The sequence below is a fragment of the Bacillus sp. FSL E2-8868 genome (assembly GCF_038005505.1).
Taxonomy (GTDB): Bacteria; Bacillota; Bacilli; order Bacillales; family Bacillaceae_G; genus Bacillus_A; species Bacillus_A mycoides.
In genome coordinates this window covers 87,835-105,357 of sequence record NZ_JBBOTI010000002.1, presented here as the reverse complement: position 1 = coordinate 105,357, position 17,523 = coordinate 87,835, and the positions used below count along the sequence as shown (strand labels likewise).

Annotated in this window: 13 protein-coding genes; 12 read left to right on the top strand and 1 reads right to left on the bottom strand. The window is 32.5% G+C overall.

Going from position 1 to position 17,523, the window contains the following annotated elements; translation table 11 throughout:
• The first annotated feature begins 271 nt into the window (after positions 1-271).
• The 7 genes from NSS74_RS11495 (at position 272) to NSS74_RS11465 (ending at position 7,046) form a co-directional block, all read left to right on the top strand.
• Positions 272-976, top strand: a complete 705-nt coding sequence (locus tag NSS74_RS11495) for a response regulator transcription factor (RefSeq protein ID WP_002085493.1) — start codon at positions 272-274, stop codon at positions 974-976.
• A gap of 2 nt (positions 977-978) precedes the next feature.
• Positions 979-1,965 carry a sensor histidine kinase gene (locus NSS74_RS11490; protein ID WP_002017026.1) on the top strand — a complete coding sequence of 329 codons (987 nt, stop codon included), beginning with the start codon at positions 979-981 and terminating at the stop codon, positions 1,963-1,965.
• A 128-nt stretch (positions 1,966-2,093) separates the two neighbouring features.
• Positions 2,094-2,864 carry an ABC transporter ATP-binding protein gene (locus tag NSS74_RS11485; RefSeq protein WP_002141811.1) on the top strand — a complete coding sequence of 257 codons (771 nt, stop codon included), beginning with the start codon at positions 2,094-2,096 and terminating at the stop codon, positions 2,862-2,864.
• Positions 2,839-4,776 carry an FtsX-like permease family protein gene (locus NSS74_RS11480; RefSeq protein WP_002141812.1) on the top strand — a complete coding sequence of 646 codons (1,938 nt, stop codon included), beginning with the start codon at positions 2,839-2,841 and terminating at the stop codon, positions 4,774-4,776. The genes NSS74_RS11485 and NSS74_RS11480 overlap by 26 nt, the downstream gene beginning before the upstream one ends.
• A 35-nt stretch (positions 4,777-4,811) precedes the next feature.
• Entirely contained in the window at positions 4,812-5,492 is a 681-nt protein-coding gene (locus NSS74_RS11475; protein ID WP_002141813.1) for a lipoprotein BA_5634 family protein, read from the top strand.
• 203 nt (positions 5,493-5,695) lie between these two features.
• Positions 5,696-6,229, top strand: coding sequence for an RNA polymerase sigma factor (locus NSS74_RS11470; protein ID WP_002127457.1), 534 nt, complete (start codon positions 5,696-5,698; stop codon positions 6,227-6,229).
• Positions 6,219-7,046 carry an SH3 domain-containing protein gene (locus NSS74_RS11465; protein WP_002141814.1) on the top strand — a complete coding sequence of 276 codons (828 nt, stop codon included), beginning with the start codon at positions 6,219-6,221 and terminating at the stop codon, positions 7,044-7,046. The genes NSS74_RS11470 and NSS74_RS11465 overlap by 11 nt, the downstream gene beginning before the upstream one ends.
• An 11-nt stretch (positions 7,047-7,057) precedes the next feature.
• Here NSS74_RS11465 and NSS74_RS11460 read toward each other — a convergent pair whose 3' ends face one another.
• Positions 7,058-8,818, bottom strand: coding sequence for a peptidoglycan D,D-transpeptidase FtsI family protein (locus NSS74_RS11460; protein WP_002141817.1), 1,761 nt, complete (start codon positions 8,816-8,818; stop codon positions 7,058-7,060).
• 410 nt (positions 8,819-9,228) lie between these two features.
• Between NSS74_RS11460 and NSS74_RS11455 the strand changes: the two genes are divergently transcribed.
• The 5 genes from NSS74_RS11455 (at position 9,229) to hblA (ending at position 17,049) form a co-directional block, all read left to right on the top strand.
• Positions 9,229-11,364: a peptidoglycan D,D-transpeptidase FtsI family protein gene (locus NSS74_RS11455; RefSeq protein ID WP_002141818.1), complete on the top strand. Its 2,136-nt coding sequence runs from the start codon at positions 9,229-9,231 to the stop codon at positions 11,362-11,364.
• A gap of 282 nt (positions 11,365-11,646) precedes the next feature.
• Positions 11,647-12,573 carry a class A beta-lactamase Bla1 gene (gene bla / locus NSS74_RS11450; RefSeq protein WP_372488648.1) on the top strand — a complete coding sequence of 309 codons (927 nt, stop codon included), beginning with the start codon at positions 11,647-11,649 and terminating at the stop codon, positions 12,571-12,573.
• A 699-nt stretch (positions 12,574-13,272) separates the two neighbouring features.
• The gene (hblC, locus tag NSS74_RS11445) at positions 13,273-14,592 is read left to right on the top strand and encodes a hemolysin BL lytic component L2 (RefSeq protein ID WP_002141820.1); all 1,320 of its coding nucleotides are present in this window, start codon (positions 13,273-13,275) and stop codon (positions 14,590-14,592) included.
• Between the two features lie 62 nt (positions 14,593-14,654).
• The gene (hblD, locus tag NSS74_RS11440) at positions 14,655-15,884 is read left to right on the top strand and encodes a hemolysin BL lytic component L1 (protein WP_157404376.1); all 1,230 of its coding nucleotides are present in this window, start codon (positions 14,655-14,657) and stop codon (positions 15,882-15,884) included.
• Between the two features lie 31 nt (positions 15,885-15,915).
• Positions 15,916-17,049 carry a hemolysin BL binding component B gene (gene hblA / locus NSS74_RS11435; protein ID WP_002141823.1) on the top strand — a complete coding sequence of 378 codons (1,134 nt, stop codon included), beginning with the start codon at positions 15,916-15,918 and terminating at the stop codon, positions 17,047-17,049.
• The last annotated feature ends 474 nt before the right edge of the window (positions 17,050-17,523 follow it).

Sequence of the window (17,523 nt, the reverse complement as noted above, 5' to 3'; positions counted from 1 at the left end):
AATTACGTGTTTTTTACACAATTAAATACGATTATTTTTTATTTAAAAATTATAAAACAACAAATTTTAAAATGTTAAATTAGATAATTGAAATTTAAAAAATAAGAGCTATTATACTTAATTTTATTTTCAGAAATATTACAAAACTGTTAGTTTGAAGTAAGGTTATTCAATATAAGTAAGAGGGGAATTTCTTTATACTAAAAGATAAAAGTATTAATTAGATATTTCTAGATAATAAATAGATACATAAATAAAAGGAGCTAAATATATGTATAAAATCATGATTGTAGAAGATGACCAAAAAATTTCTAAACTACTTCAATCCCATATTAATAAGTACGGGTATGAAGGGAATATTACAGAGGATTTTGAAAATATTTTGGCTAACTTTGAAAAAATTCAACCTGATTTAGTTTTATTAGATGTAAATTTACCGAGTTTTGATGGTTTCTACTGGTGCAGACAAATTAGAACGGTCTCTACTTGTCCCATTATATTTATATCAGCACGTAGTGGAGAGATGGAGCAAGTTATGGCACTTGAACATGGTGCAGACGATTATATCACTAAACCGTTTCATTATGAAGTTGTAATGGCAAAAATCCGAAGTCATCTTCGAAGAATTTACGGAGAATACGCACCGAAAGCGGAAGAAAGAGTTGTTCAGCAATCCGGTTTAATACTTTATCCAGAAAAAATGGAATTAAAGCTAAATGATAGCATGTGTATACTGTCAAAAAAAGAAACTGTTTTACTAGAAACTCTCTTACGACAATCTCCTAGTATTGTTAGTCGAGAGAAGATTTTAGAAAAACTTTGGGATGACTATACGTATGTAGATGATAATACGTTAAGTGTAAATGTTACACGTGTCCGAAAAAAATTAGAGGAAATCGGAATAAAAAATGCATTAGAAACAGTTCGTGGTGCTGGATATCGTTTGAAAATAACTTGGAAGAATGATGAGGTATAATAATGAATTTATTTTTACGTGAACATATCCCTTTCATCTGTTTCTCAATCATTCAGCTATTTGTCGTTCTAACTGTTTATTGGCTGGATGGATATAACCACTTATCTACTGCGTTATATAGTGTGTTTTTAGGAGGATGCTTTTTAATTGCGTTTTTACTTTATCGCTACTTTAGCCATCGTAGATTTTATAACAAATTATCCAACCCTTCTGAAACATTAGAGGACTCCTTAGAAGAACTCGATTCCACTCCATTATCAGTAGCACTTCAGCGTGTGTTAAAGACACAATACAGTCAATATCATCAACAGTTAAAGACTTGGGAATATAAACAAAAAGAGCACCTTACATTTATTAATCAATGGGTGCATCAGATGAAAACGCCCCTATCAGTTATTGAACTGATCACACAAGAAGAGAATGGGGAGGTTTTTGAAAGTATTGTGGAAGAAGTAGATCAAATGCAGTACGGATTAGAAATGGTCTTATATATGGCGCGATTACAAACGTTTGAGCAAGATTTTTATGTGGAAAGAGTTTCGTTACAGGAAATCGTTCAAGAAGTAATCCGTGAAAATAAACGTCTGTTTATCCGTAGCTATGTTTATCCAGAAGTAAAAGTAAAACAAACTATTATGGTAGAAACCGATAGAAAGTGGCTTCGGTTTGTTATTCATCAAGTGATATCCAATGCCATTAAGTATTCAGCAGGAAGTAGAAAAAACGTTACTATTACTACATTAGAAGAAGAGCGCTCAGTAATCCTTGAAATACACGATCATGGTGTGGGAATCCCAAAAGAAGACCTCCCGAGAGTATTCCGCCCATTTTATACGGGAATAAACGGTCGGAAATTTAAGGAATCTACTGGGATGGGATTATATCTTGTGAAAAATATTATAAAAAGATTGGAACATGATATTGAAATAAAGTCGGAAGTAGGAAAAGGAACAACAATCTGTATTATTTTCCCTTATGCAAATCGTTAGAATGGTATTTAGTTTGACTTTTCAGAAATATTACAGACCTGTTAGATATATGAAAGGTTAATCGATATGAGAAGAAGGGATGCTTAGATAAACTTAGGTTATTAAAAGATAAAAAGGAGCAAAACGATATGGAAATATTAAAGGTCTGTGAACTGAGTAAAATCTATACAGGAAAGGTATCTTATGAAGCGCTCGCCGACATTAATTTGAGTGTGAAAAAAGGGGAGTTTGTAGGAATAATGGGACCATCAGGAAGTGGAAAAACTACTTTGTTGAACATGGTTTCTACTATTGATTCTCCCACATCAGGAGAAATATTGATTAATGGAGAAAATCCATATCAATTATCTCAAAATGAACTGGCATTATTTCGAAGACGTGAATTAGGTTTTGTGTTTCAAGCATTCAATCTTCTTACAACATTAACTGTAAAAGAAAATATTGTTCTTCCTCTGACGTTAGATGGTACTAAAGTTGAGGATATGAATCAGCGTGTAGAAGGTATTGCAGAAAAATTAGGCATTCAAGATATATTAAATAAACGAACATATGAAATATCGGGCGGACAAGCACAAAGAACAGCAATTGCACGTGCTCTAATTCATAAACCTAAATTATTACTTGCAGATGAGCCGACAGGAAACTTAGATTCAAAAGCGGCTAATGATGTAATGGAGTTATTAAAACGATTAAATAAAGAACAAGATGCAACAATGATGCTTGTTACGCACGATCCAGTGGCTGCAAGTTTTTGTGATCGCGTTGTATTTATTAAAGATGGAAAATTATATAACGAAATTTATAACGGAGAAAACCAACAAATATTTTATCAAAAAATTATAGATGTACTTGCATTACTAGGAGGTCGTAAGCATGACTTTTCAAAGATTCGCTTTTAATAATATCATTCGAAGTAAGCGGACTTATGCTGCACACTTTCTAAGTAGCTCATTTTCAGTTATGGTTTTTTTTACATATTCACTCTTACTTTTTCATCCTGATTTACAAGGAGAACTAGCCTCCACAAGTAAAACAATGAGCCTTTTAGGAACAATGGGGATGCAAATCTCTCAATATCTCATTTTTGTATTTTCATTCTTCTTTCTTTTATATTCGGTGAGTTCTTTTTTAAAAACAAGAAAAAAAGAATTTGGAATTTTAATCATGCATGGTATGACACCGGCGCAGTTAAATAAATTAATTTTTTTAGAAAATATGTTAATTGGAGTCGCTTCAATTACATTTGGTATCTTAATTGGTTTAATATTTTCAAAGCTCAATTTATTGGCAAGTGAAAATATATTAGCGATTGATAAGGGTCTTCCTTTTTACGTTCCTATAAAAGCTGTCTTTACGACAACTGGCGCATTTTTGATTCTGTTTCTAGTCATTTCGTTGTTTACTTCTAAAATGGTAAAAGCAAACAAGTTAATTGATTTGATGAAATCAGAGGAAAAGCCAAAACCAGAGCCAAAGGCATCAAAAGCATTAGCATTTCTTTCCGTATTCTTCATTGGATTAGGGTATGGATGTGTGTTCTATTTCGTACTAGAAAGAAACTTCATTATGCCTTACTTACTTGGAGGGGTAGTCTTTGTAGTGATAGGGACATATTTTCTATTTTCACAGTTGAGCGTGTATGTAATACGTGTCTTAAAGAAAAAAGACACTTTGTTTTTTAATAAAACAAACCTTCTTACTATATCTGAATTGGCCTATCGTATGAAGGATAATGCAACTATGTTCTTTATGCTAGCGATTGTTTCCGCTGTGGCCTTCACAGGGATTGGTACATGCCTAGCAATGGGAAATAAGGGATTAACCGAAATGACCAATCCATTTGCATTTACCTATACTTCGTTAGGAGAAAATGCACAAGAAGAAGAGCACATTACAGAAATGAAAAAACAACTTACTCGCTCAAATTTCTCTTATCAGGTAGCGGTTACGAATCCTAAATTCACGGAAAATAATTTAGTGCTAATCAAAGTATCAGAGTATAACAAGTTTGCAAAAATTTTCGGATATGAAATGGAAAAGATAGATAATGATCAAGAAGCGATTATAGTACCCTCAATCATTTCGCAAAAAGAAAAGTATGCAAGAGGAAAAGATATACCCGAGAAAATAGATGTAGTACAGGAAAACTTAGAAATGTCCCTCCGGGTCAAGAAGGCGGTCCCACATATAGTTCTCCCAAATTCAATTGGAGCCATTATTGTTGTTTCGGATTCTCTGTACGATAAAATCCCTAACAGAAAGACGGAAGATGATTCTTACGTAATGAAAAGTCAATATGGTTTTGTCGTGGAAAATTGGGAGAAATCAAGAGTGGTTACAAAAAAATTAGAAGAAACAATGGGTAATCATAATTCGGGGCAAGCACATCATTATTTTAAAGCGTTGTATTCTGAATGGATTTCTTCGAAACAAGAGAACGGTATTTTACTTATTGTCAGTGTATTAGTAGGGATCGTATTCTTTACGTTTGCAGCCAGCCTATTATATTTCAGGCTATATGCAGATTTAGAAAGAGAACAACAACAATACGAAATGATTGCGAAGGTCGGTCTAAGTAGAAAAGAACTAAAGAAAATCGTAACACGACAGCTTATACTAATGTTCTTCTTGCCTATCATTATAGCGATTATTCATAGCGGGGTCGCTTTTATAGCCTTGCAACAGCTAATTGACTACTCAGTTTTAAAGATTTCGATTTTAATTATACTAGCCTTTATATCCATTCAAAGTGTGTACTTTTTCACTGTCCGTTGGCGTTATTTACAACGGTTATATAAAAAAATTATGTAGCGTATTGATAAAACAAGCAAAGAGGAGAAAAAGCAATGAAAAAAGTAATGAAAGTGTGCGTGGCAGGGATTGTATCTATTTCTATGTTAGGAGCTTGTTCTTTTGGGAAGAAAGAAGAACCAAGGAATGCCGCTTTATTAATTGGAGGAGAACAATCATTAAAAGGAATAGTAAATCAACATAAAAGTGAAATTAAGACCAACACTTTGTATAAAGTGAAGCAAGCAGAAATTGATGGTAAACAAGTATTAATGATGGATCAAAAAACAGCGAAAAAAATGGTTGGGTTAGGTGTATTAAGAGAGTCAGATAATGATGATGAAGTATGGAGTTCAGACCCAATTAAGTCAGTACCTTCAGTTCCAAAAGATAAAGCTGTCTTACTAGCTAGTAAGAAAAATAAAAAAATCAAAGAATTAACAATTAATGAAAAGAAAATAGATGTCCAGTATGCTAGTGATACTTGGTTTGGTCACTATCGTAATCCAAATTACGAGGAATTGATTGTAATTGTTGATAATGCAACTTTCAATCAAATCCCTGTAAATGAAACATCAATGGAAATCCTTCATTTCAATAAATCGTATGGTGAAGATAGACCATATAACACAGATGATGTTACGGCTGTACAAGCAGAAACTGAATGGAAAAAACTAACTAAAACTATGGGGAGTCAAGTGGATGTATTAGATGCGGTTTCTATTATAAAAAAATAATGAAAATATATTTAATACAGAAAAACCAGGATGATTTTAAGAATTTATCCTGGTCTTTTTTATTACATTTTTTTAGAAATATCATCTGTCGAAAAAAAAGATAAACAATGGAACAAATGAAACTTGTATCATGTCTATATATTGAAACCATATTAAAAGTGAGGGCAGCTTTATGTTTATTCAAATAAGTTTGAGGTGTGGAAATGGAACAGAAGTTTATTGAAAAATGTAATCATGATGAGCTTGACTATGTTATAAAAGACTATTGGCAAGATGTATGGAATTATTCATTTATTATTACGAAAGATCCACACTTATCAGATGACATCACACAAGATGTATTTATTAAGGTTTTTAAACATTGGAATTCGTTTCGAAAGGAGTCATCTATTAAAACGTGGATATTAAAAATTACAAGAAATACGGCAATAAACTATTTGAAATCCTCTTATTTTAAAAGGATATCTTTAGTGGGGTTTTTTAGTGACGATAAGCAATCTCCATCGGCAGAACAAGAATTTTTTAATCAAGAGGAAATGAATGATGTGTGGGATGTTGTATTAAAACTACCTAAAAAACACCGCGAAATACTAATATTGGACGCGAAATATGAATTATCTTATGAAGAAATGGCTGAAACATTAGGTGTATCCATTGGAACAGTCAAATCTAGGTTAAGCAGAGCAAGAAGTAAAGTTTCAAAATTAATAGGGGAGGGTAGAAGTGATGAACAGTAAAAAAAATCCTGACTGGTATAGCAAATTAAAAAATGGACCAATGGAGCGTCGTAAAGATGAAGAAGCATTTATTTATAAAATAAAGCAATCGATATACCAAAATAGTGAAGTAGACTCTGTACCATACAAGAGACCATTTCGTAAAAAAGCATTGCCTATTGTAGTTGTTTTGGTTTGTACAATGTTATTTTTTATTGTTCAACAACCTTGGCTTGATGATAATAAATCACCGGTACAAAGTAGTACTCAAATTAAGCCTAAAACAAAAGATGAGTCTGCTCAAGATCCATCATTAAAACAATTTATGAATGAGTTATATCGAAGTACAAATTCAAAAAATGAAAATGACCTGTATAGAGCGTTAAATGATGAAGTTCTATTTAAAGGGAAAAGTTATCAGAAGGATGAATTGAAGTTTGATGAGGATATTTTTCATGAGTTGCAAGTCGCTCTTACAATGGGGGGAGAATTTGCAAATGATACAAAGAAATCATACAAAGTACCAAGTGGATTGACAGAAAGTAACCAACCAAAGCAATCGCATTTTATATATGCAACTGTTACTGGAAATAAAACGAAAATTTTAGCTGAACCAAAACGAGAATCACAAGTTTTATATGAAGTATCTAATGAAATGGTAAAAGCTTTGATTCCAGAAAAAGCGCAGAATGATGGATATATAAAAATATCGACAATTAACGGTTATACTGGATATGTACAAAAAGAGTATGTTTTAACTGATATTAAATATTCTTTCATATTTGAAAAGAATGATGAAGGTATATGGGAAATAACGAATATAGATTCTATATGGTAAAAGAGGAAGGTTCACTTTAATGAACCTTCCTCTTTATCTTTATCCTCTTTTTGAAGTGAATTCCAGCACTCTAAAATTTCTGATGTAACGAGAGCAGCAATATTTTTTTCCGAATTACTACCAGGAATAACGACAGAAATAGCAATTTTTGGATCTTCGGTAGGAGCATATGCAATGAAAAGAGAATGATTTATCATTCTTTCTTGCTCGTTCGGAGAGCCAGTTATCCCTGTTTTACCCGCGACATGAAAGGGCAAGTTTTTAATCTCCTCTATATTTTGACTCATCCCACCTTGCACGACACCCCAAAATTTCATAGGATAACGATTTGAACTTTCTAAGAGTGGTTTAAACTTTTTTGTTTCCTTATCGTCTTGACCAATAATAGCACTTACGATTTGAGGTTTATATTTATCACCTTTACTTGCCAAAGTTGCTGCATATTGAGCAAGTTGAAGAGGGGTGTGTACTTCATTTCCTCCCCAAGATGCATTTAATAAAGCAGAGATTCCATTTTCAAACTTATTAGATGGATGAAATTCATATTCTCCGTCTTCTTCAAAGGGTAAATCAATACCAGTTTTAGAGCGGAGGCCAAATTGCTTTAAATAATCTGTCCATATATTTGCTACTTTTTCTATATTCCCATTATTTCGGTTGAATAAGGGGAGAGCTACTTTTGCTGTCATAAATGTATTTGATGAATTAATGATAGCTTGACTCGGTGTAATTTCACCTGTTGGTGTTCCAGGAGCATTAGTGATTTTATTTTGATTATCATACTGAAAACTACCATTATCCAAATATGTATCTTCAGGTTGAAAAAGCTTTTCGTTTAATCCGATTAAAATAGTAAGTGGCTTTATAGTAGAGGCCATATTTACGTAAGATTCACCATACTTTAATTTTTGAATTGCTTTATTTTGCGAAAGGGATTTAATGTTTTCTTTTTTAGATGATACATGTGTATTTAATATATTTGGATCAAAAACTGCCGAATTGGCCATAGTTAATATTGCGCCAGTTTTTACATCGGTTACTACTGCATAACCAGCATTAGCATCAGGTACTTTCTTAATTTGAGATCTTAGTGCTTCCTCTGTTTTTTGCTGCAATTTAGAGTCTAAAGCTAGCCTGACATCTTTTCCCTGTTGTACTGTTTGGATGTTCCATAAGAATTTCTTATTGTTAATTTTAAAAATCAGAGTTTTTCCGGGTTTTCCTTTTAAATCATTTTCATATTGAAGCTCAATCCCACTTTTACCAATAGGTCCATACTTAGAATTAAGGTCATTTTCTACATACCCAATTACTTGTGAAGCAATTTCGTTCTTTGGATAATATCGAATGAATTCGTCTTTGATCACTACATTTTTAGGTTTATTCTTGTTTATGAATGAAATTTCATTTTCATTTATATCAGAGTATAAGGATATTTCATTCATAGTCTGCTTATTACAGGATTGTTGTAATTGAGATTTTATGTCCTCTGTAGAAATGTCATCTTGAAACTCGTTTGAAAATTGATTGAAAAAAGCTAATGTGTTTGATGTATCTTTATTCGATAGTTTTTCATCATTAGAAGTGCAATATAGAGACTTAACTTTCTTATTTGTAGCTAGTATTACACCATTTTGATCAAGAATTTTTCCTCTTTCAGCTGAAGAAGTTGCGATAGTAATTGAAATGAAGTTGATTTTTAATAAAATTAGTAAAATCACACTTACAATAGAAAGAACCGCAAAAAATCTCCATCTTTTCGTATGTAACATATAACCCTCCCTTATGTAGCCTATTCCATCTTATAGTTAATTATTTTTTTTGTAAATGTGGAACAACTTTATTACTTAGGTTGTCTATTAAGTATTACAGCATGAAGAAAGGAACAATCAGTATGAAAAAAAGTACATGTTAATAGTAAGTCTATGTGTAAGCTTAATATGAGTCATTATACAGTTTAGCATTTCTAATGCAGGCGACAAAAAAATAGAGAAAAAAACAGGAAGGGAGATTTATCAATTACGCGGCTAAACCAAAAGGAATGGATGCTTACAAGGATTTAACAAAAAAGATAAGACACTATTATAACTGAATAGTGGTTTCTAATATATAGGGAACGCTTTTAGTATATTTATTTACTAAGTATTAGTGAGGATTTCCTGAAGAATTATATGGAGGATTTATGAAAGAACAAAAAGTAAAGAAACAGAAGACATATATATCTATTCGATTGAATATAATGTTCCTTTGCATATTTGTACTATTCTCAGCTATTATTATGCAGCTAGGAAAAGTACAAATCGTTGAGGGAGAGGCTTATAAGAACCAAGTGGAAAACAGTCAAAATGAAACAACTAGTATACCAGTTCCACGTGGACAGATTCTAGATCGAGAAGGGAAAACGGTCGTTAATAATAAATCTCTTCGCACAATTACGTATACAAGGGTGAAGGGGATTACGAGTGAAGATATTTTAAAAACAGCAAAAGACTTGGCGAAGGTACTTGAAATGCCTGAGCAAGATATAAATAAATTAACCGATATCGATAAAAAAGATTTCTGGATGCAATTGAATATGAAACGTGCGGAATCAAAGATTACTAAAAACGACATAGGAAAGTTTAAAGAAAAGGGAATAGAGGGAAAAGAACTAGACAAAAAAATTCAAGACTTAAGACGAAGTCGCGTTACAGAAGTAGAATTGGCAGAATTAACAGCACAAGATTTAAAGGTGTTAGCTATTAAAAGTAAAATGAGTTCAGGTTATCAACTGACACCACAAATTATAAAAAAAGATGTGACAGATCAAGAATATGCGCGGATAAGTGAAAAACTTGCGGAGTTTCCAGGAGTAGATACAACAGTTGATTGGGAACGTAATTATGTAAATGGTAATTTATTTCGTTCCGTGTTAGGTAATATTACAAGTAGTGAAGAAGGATTACCGAAAGAAAACTTAGATTCTTATTTGGTACGTGGATATAACCGTAATGATCGTGTAGGAAAAAGTTATATTGAACAACGATATGAAGATGTATTACACGGCACAAAAGAAGAAGTGAAAAACATTACTGATAAATCAGGAAACATTATAAACACAGAAATAATCTCTAAAGGAAAAAGTGGTAGTAGTTTAACATTAACGATTGATATGGAATTACAAAAGAAAGTGGAAGAAAGTATAGAGAAAAATTTGAGGGCTTTTAAGAGTTCAGAGCCATTGTTGGACCGAGCGTTTGTCGTCATGACAAATCCAAATAACGGACAGATTTTATCTATGGCAGGCAAAAAGATTGTAGAAAAAGAAGGGAAAATAGAGATTGAGGATTTGGCATTAGGTAACATGACAACTTCGTATGAGCTAGGATCAGCTGTAAAAGGCGCAACGTTATTAACTGGATATGAGACAGGGGCAATACAGCCAGGAGATCAATTTTATGATGCACCGATGAAATTTAAAGGTACACAAGCCAAGAAATCATGGAATGTATCCGGATTTGGTAATATTAATGATTTACGAGCTTTACAAGTATCTTCGAATGTATACATGTTCCAGACAGCTTTAAAAATTGCGGGAGTTAATTACGTACCAAATGGTTCATTGGATATTAAACAAGAAGCATTTGATAAAATGCGTTATTATTTTAAACAATTTGGTCTAGGTGTCCCAACAGGTATTGATTTACCGAATGAAATAATTGGGCAAACGAGAAAAGTAGATAGTCAACCTGGGTTTTTACTAGATTTTTCTATCGGTCAGTATGATACGTATACGCCATTGCAATTGGCACAATATATTTCAACTATTGCAAATGGTGGATATAGAATGCAACCCCAAATTGTACAAGAAATACGAGAGCAATCAATAAAAGAAGAAGAGGTCGGTAAAGTTATACGCTCTATGGAGCCTGTCGTATTAAATCGAGTTGATATGAAGAAAGAACATATTGATCGGATAAAAGAAGGCTTTAGATGGGTATTCCAAGAAGGTGATGGAACTGGCGTGAAGTATTTCAAAAATGCGCCATATAAACCAGCAGGAAAGACAGGGACAGCTCAAACTGTATATGGTGGAGATGAACCAATTGGTAGAAATGCAAAAGGAGAACGTATGGAATGTTATAACTTAACATTAGTTGGATATGCTCCATATGATAATCCAGAAGTAGCATTTTCTGTAGTAGTCCCATGGCTTCATGATGATAAAAATGGAATTAATTCTATAATTGGAAAGGAAATTTTAGATGTATACTTTGATTTAAAAAAGCAACGTATACATGGTGAAGCTGCTAGTATAGATAGTTCGAATCAAAATTAGTAAAATTTGTGCACTTTTCTCAGGGGAAGAGACCCTGTTTATATAAAAGCCTTTATAAGTTAAAGAAAAAGGAAGATTTGAAATAAGAGATAGCGGCTATCATAGTTGCTATCTCTTACTTTTGTTAATATCTTGGCTACTAGTTAAAAAGGTTTTAAATTTATGGAACAAACTTGTTTCTTAGATGGTCTATTATGTGTACGTATAAAAACAGGTTTTCAAATAGGATACAGTGTATTGAATTTACTACTTGTTTTCAGTATTGAAAATTTGAAAGGAATGATGATTTTGAAAAACAAGAGGATGTTAAAAATAGGTTTATGTGTTGGTATATTAGGTTTAAGTCTTACAAGCCTAGAAGTTTTTACAGGAGGGGCATTGCAAGTTGAAGCGAAAGAAAAGACCGGACCAGTTAAACATAAAAATCATGCGACGTATAAAGAATTCTCTCAACTTGAGAAAAAATTTGATGCTCGATTAGGTGTGTATGCTATTGATACTGGTACAAATCGAACAATTGCTTATCGACCTAACGAAAGATTTGCCTTTGCATCAACCTACAAGGCATTAGCGGCAGGAGTATTGCTACAGCAAAACTCAATTGATAAATTAAATGAAGTTATCACTTATACGAAAGACGACTTAGTTGAATATTCACCCATTACAGAGAAACATGTAGATACAGGCATGAAACTTGGGGAAATTGCAGAGGCGGCTGTTCGTTCCAGTGATAATACCGCCGGGAACATTTTATTTAATAAAATAGGCGGACCTAAAGGATATGAAAAAGCACTTAGACAGATGGGTGATCGGGTTACTATAGCTGATCGCTTTGAGCCAGAGTTAAACGAAGCTACTCCAGGAGACATTCGTGACACTAGTACAGCGAAAGCCATTGCTACGAATCTTAAAGCTTTTACGGTCGGAAATGCACTTCCAGCTGATAAACGTAAAGTTCTTACAGAGTGGATGAAAGGAAATGCTACAGGAGACAAACTTATTCGTGCAGGCGTACCAACTGACTGGATAGTTGGAGATAAATCAGGAGCTGGAAGTTATGGGACACGCAATGATATTGCTATCGTTTGGCCGCCAAATAGAGCACCCATTATCATCGCAATTTTATCTAGTAAAGATGAAAAAGAGGCTGCCTATGATAATCAACTAATTGCAGAGGCAACTGAAGTGATAGTTAAGGCTCTTAAATGATAATTTCTCAATTCTTTATGTAATGTAATTGAAAATAGGAACCTAGAAAGCGATTCTTTTACTGTGAAAAGAATCGCTTTTTTGTATTCCTATAATAATAGTAAGTATACAAGCAAAAATTATTATTTCATGGATAATTTATCCTCTAAAGTGCATGAGGGGAGTTTTCTCCTGTGGTGTTCGTAGTAACATGATTATTATATATACGATAATAATATTTTGGCGTATATATGCTAGTTACTCCTATATGAATATGTAATTTTACATATCCATATAAAAGACACATATGCGTCAATCACTATTAAATTATATTAAAATCATTTCCGGATGAGGGATTCATATAGGATTTGGGGAATAAAAGGATTTTTATGTTTAATTATCATAGTATAATTATTTCACTTTATGAAATGAAATTTGGATTTAACTTTTTTAAATATAATATTTTATAATTTGAATAATTAATATCTGAAAAATCAAATTTAATCAAAGCGATTTTCTGGTTTACTTATGAAAAACATAGTGTTTAAAATGAGGGGGGAGTAAGGTCCTTATATTCTATCAAAAATAAATAAAAAACGAGATGTAATTACTTTTTTGGAAAAATCTTTATCCTCAAGTATATGTGAAGAAATCCTAACGTTAGGTTGTACAACATTTACGATTAAAACTGTAAAAGACAATAGTGAAGAGGTGTACGGAATGAAGAATAAAATTATGACAGGATTTTTAATAACATCAATCGTTACTGGAGCGACTATTCCTATCAATACTCTCGCAACGCCAATCGTTCAGGCAGAAATGAAACAAGAAAATATAGATATTTCCTCAGCATTACGAAAAATAGGTGCACACTCCAAATTAACACAAACCTTTATAGATGGAGCCTTAGCAAGTCCGAATGTGCAACTTGAAGAAGTTCCATCTTTAAATACAACTCAATTTCTAATTAAACAAGATATGAAAGAGTGGTCATCAGAACTATATCCAAAATTAATTCTACTAAATTCAAAAAGTAAAGGATTTGCAACCAAATTTAATAGCTATTATCCAACATTAAAAGGATTTGTAGATAATAAGGAAGATAAAGAAGGGTTTATAGATAGACTGGAAGTTCTCCAAGATATGACTATAACAAACCAAGAAAACGTGCAACGTCAGATTAATGAGTTAACAGATCTTAAACTACAGGTAGATAAGAAACTGAAAAATCTTGATACAGATGTGGTAAAAGCACAGAGTGTACTTAGTTCAGAGGGAACAGGAAAAATAGACAAGTTAAAAAATGAAATGCTAAATACAAAAAAATCAATTCAAAATGCTTTAGAGCAAATAGCATTATTACCAGGAGCTTTAAATGAACAAGGGCTAAAGGTATTCCAAGAAATTTATAGCCTATCAAAAGATATCATTGAACCGGCTGCTCAAACAGCGGTAGTAGCGTATAACAAAGGAAAAGAAATAAATAATACTATTGTAGAAGCAGAGAAGAAAGCAGAGCAGGAAGCAACAGAAAAGGGAAAATCAGCTATAGAAATTGAAGCTGCAAAAAAAGAAGCACGTGAAGCGATAGAGAAAAGTAAAAAAGGTGAGATTGCTGCAGCTGCAGTTACAAAAACGAAAGAGTATGATCTTATGAAAGTGATTGATCCTGAAAAAATTAAAAAAACATATAGTACCTTTGCCGAAATTAATAAACTAACAGCAGAGCAAAGAGTATATTTAAATGATTTAGAGAAACAAAATCAGAAATTATATGACTTAACAACTAAATTAACAGTAGCAGATCTACAAAAATCAATGATTCTTTTCATGCAAAATGATTTGCATACATTTGCTAATCAAGTAGATGGAGAAATTGAGCTAATGAAACGTTATAAAGAGGATTTGAATCTAATAAATAATAGTATTAAAAAATTATTGACTGAAGTTGATACTAGTAACACTCAGTCTCAAAAAGATACATTAAGACGACTAAAAAATGTAACAAATCAACTCGAAGAACAAGTCCATAAATTTTAATATTAAGAATTTAGGTTTAATGAAAAGATAATAAATCAATTGAAAATAAGGAGGAGAATCAAATAATGAAATTTCCATTTAAGGTCATAACTTTGGCCACTTTAGCAACGGTTATAACTGCTACGAATGGTAGTACTATTCACGCACTTGCACAAGAACAGACAGCACAAGAACAGAAAATAGAAAATTATGCGTTAGGACCTGAAGGGTTAAAGAAAGTGTTGGCTAAAACAGGCTCTCATATTCTTGTAATGGATTTGTACGCAAAAACAATGATTAAGCAACCGAATGTAAATTTATCCAACATTGATTTAGGTTCAGGAGGGGGAGAATTAATCAAAAACATTCACCTGAATCAAGAACTGTCACGAATCAATGCAAATTACTGGCTAGATACAGCGAAGCCAAACATTCAAAAGACAGCACGTAATATTGTAAATTATGATGAACAATTTCAAAATTATTACGACACACTAGTAGATACTGTAAAAAAGAAAGATAAGGCGGGCCTCAAAGAAGGAATAGGGGATTTAATCGGTACAATTCATACAAATTCAAATGAAGTTACGGAAATTATTAAGATGTTAGAAGCTTTCAAAACAAAGTTGTATACAAATACTGTAGATTTTAAAAATAATGTTGGAGGTCCAGATGGACAAGGGGGATTAACGGCTATATTAGCGGGAAAACAAGCACTAGTCCCACAACTTCAGGCCGAAATTGAGAATTTACGTTCTACGCAGAAAGCACATTTTGATAATGTATTAGCCTGGTCAATTGGTGGTGGATTAGGAGCAGCTATTTTAGTTATTGGAACGATTGCAGGAGCGGTAGTAATTGTTGTGACCGGTGGCACAGCGACACCAGCTGTTGTTGGTGGTCTAACGGCTCTAGGGGCAGCTGGTATCGGTTTAGGAACAGCAGCTGGTGTTGAGGCATCTAATCATATGAACTCCTATAATGAAATTTCGAATAAAATTGGAGAATTAAGTATGAAAGCTGATTTAGCTAACCAAGCAGTTATTTCACTTACTAATACAAAAGACACTTTAACATATTTGTATCAAACAGTTGATCAAGCAATTATGTCTCTAACAAGTATTCAGCAACAATGGAATACGATGGGAGCGAATTATAAAGATCTATATGATAATATCGACCAAATGCAAGAACATAAACTTTCTTTAATACCTGATGATTTAAAGGCTGCAAAACAAAGTTGGAATGATATTCATAAGGATGCAGAATTCATTTCAAAAGACATTGCTTTTAAACAAGAAAAAACAAATTAAAAATCAATATATATGTATAGGAGGAATTAAAATGAATAAAAACTTTCCTTATAAACTACTTGCTGTATCGACGTTTTTAACTCTGACAACAACTACTGTAGTTTCTCCAGTGGCAGCCTTCGCAAGTGAAAGTAAAATGGAACAAACTAGTACCGAAGATATATCTCTTTCTGTAAACAGCGAAAAGATGAAAAAAGCTTTGCAAGATGCTGGGGTATTTGCAAAATCCATGAATGATTACTCTTATTTGTTAATTAAAAACCCAGATGTTAACTTTGAAGGCATTGACATTAAAGGATATACAAATCTACCTAGTCAAATTCTACAAGATCAAAAGAATGCAAGAGAGCATGCTACGAAATGGGATTCACACATAAAAAAACAACTTTTAGATACACTGACGGGGATTGTAGAGTATGATACTAAATTCGACAATTATTATGACACATTAGTAGAAGCGATTAATGAAGGGGATGCAGACACATTAAAAGAAGGCATGACAGATTTACAAGGTGAGATTAAACAAAATCAAGCATATACACAGAATTTAATACAAGAACTAGCTAAGTTAAGAGATAGTATTGGAGAAGATGTCCGGGCATTTGGAGGTCATAAAGATATTTTGCATTCGATTCTGAAAAACCAAGCATCTGGAATTGATGAAGATGAAAAGCGCCTAAATGAAGTTTTAGAGCAAGTAAGACATTTTAAACAAGTAGAATCAGATGGAATAATAACTGTATCAATTCCCTCAATTCCTACGTGGATTGCTGGTGGTGTAATGATAGGGGTAGCAAGAAATAATTTAGGTACGTTAGAGCCGTTGTTAGCACAATTACGTCAGACTATAGATTATAAAGTAACATTAAATCGTGTAGTTGGTGTTGCGTATAATAATATTAATGAAATGCACAATGCGATTGGATCGGCTATTAATGCACTTACCTATATGTCTGCACAATGGCATGATTTAGATTCTCAATATTCGGGAGTGCTTAGTCATATTGATAAAGCATCCCAAAAAGCGGATCAAAATAAATTCAAATTCCTAAAACCTAATTTGAATGCAGCGAAAGATAGTTGGAAAACATTGAGAGCGGATGCGTTTACATTAAAAGAAGGGATAAAAACATTAAAAATGGATCCTGTTTCTTCAAAAAAATAGCGGAATACAGTATTTGTTGCAAGGGCATTTATACAGTTATAAAATGATTTTTTGTTCTTTATAAATTGAAAAGACGGAGGTATCATCAGGCCTCTGTCTTTTCAATTTATTGAAATATTTTTATAATTCCATCCTATATGTAGAAAATAGTTATACAAGTATGAAATTTTAAAGTGAATGATTTTTATGAATTTTTCCGTAAAACCTAATCTATGATTAGTGAGCTTTATATTCTTATTTTCCTAATTGAATACTTTTATACAATTAGATGGAAGTTAAGAATACTAAATCAAAACATAATAGGTTGTTATTGATGAGTTTATCGTAAAGTTGTTATTTTATGTGTCATCAAATAACATTTATAAACAATTAGAAATAAAGAAAAGGAGACTATTATGAGGAAAAATAGAGTATTAGATACAACATAAATAGCGTAAAAAATTTTTGGTGTAAAAACGTAATAAATAAAATAAT

What these genes read in the sequence shown, in the direction of transcription:
- NSS74_RS11465 (WP_002141814.1), top strand. Translation starts at nt 6,219, where the DNA reads ATGAACAGTAAAAAAAATCCTGACTGGTATAGCAAATTAAAAAATGGA.
- NSS74_RS11485 (WP_002141811.1), top strand. Translation starts at nt 2,094, where the DNA reads ATGGAAATATTAAAGGTCTGTGAACTGAGTAAAATCTATACAGGAAAG.
- NSS74_RS11480 (WP_002141812.1), top strand. Translation starts at nt 2,839, where the DNA reads ATGACTTTTCAAAGATTCGCTTTTAATAATATCATTCGAAGTAAGCGG.
- NSS74_RS11460 (WP_002141817.1), bottom strand. Translation starts at nt 8,818, where the DNA reads ATGTTACATACGAAAAGATGGAGATTTTTTGCGGTTCTTTCTATTGTA.
- NSS74_RS11475 (WP_002141813.1), top strand. Translation starts at nt 4,812, where the DNA reads ATGAAAAAAGTAATGAAAGTGTGCGTGGCAGGGATTGTATCTATTTCT.
- NSS74_RS11495 (WP_002085493.1), top strand. Translation starts at nt 272, where the DNA reads ATGTATAAAATCATGATTGTAGAAGATGACCAAAAAATTTCTAAACTA.
- bla (WP_372488648.1), top strand. Translation starts at nt 11,647, where the DNA reads ATGATTTTGAAAAACAAGAGGATGTTAAAAATAGGTTTATGTGTTGGT.
- hblA (WP_002141823.1), top strand. Translation starts at nt 15,916, where the DNA reads ATGAATAAAAACTTTCCTTATAAACTACTTGCTGTATCGACGTTTTTA.
- hblC (WP_002141820.1), top strand. Translation starts at nt 13,273, where the DNA reads ATGAAGAATAAAATTATGACAGGATTTTTAATAACATCAATCGTTACT.
- NSS74_RS11455 (WP_002141818.1), top strand. Translation starts at nt 9,229, where the DNA reads ATGAAAGAACAAAAAGTAAAGAAACAGAAGACATATATATCTATTCGA.
- NSS74_RS11490 (WP_002017026.1), top strand. Translation starts at nt 979, where the DNA reads ATGAATTTATTTTTACGTGAACATATCCCTTTCATCTGTTTCTCAATC.
- NSS74_RS11470 (WP_002127457.1), top strand. Translation starts at nt 5,696, where the DNA reads ATGGAACAGAAGTTTATTGAAAAATGTAATCATGATGAGCTTGACTAT.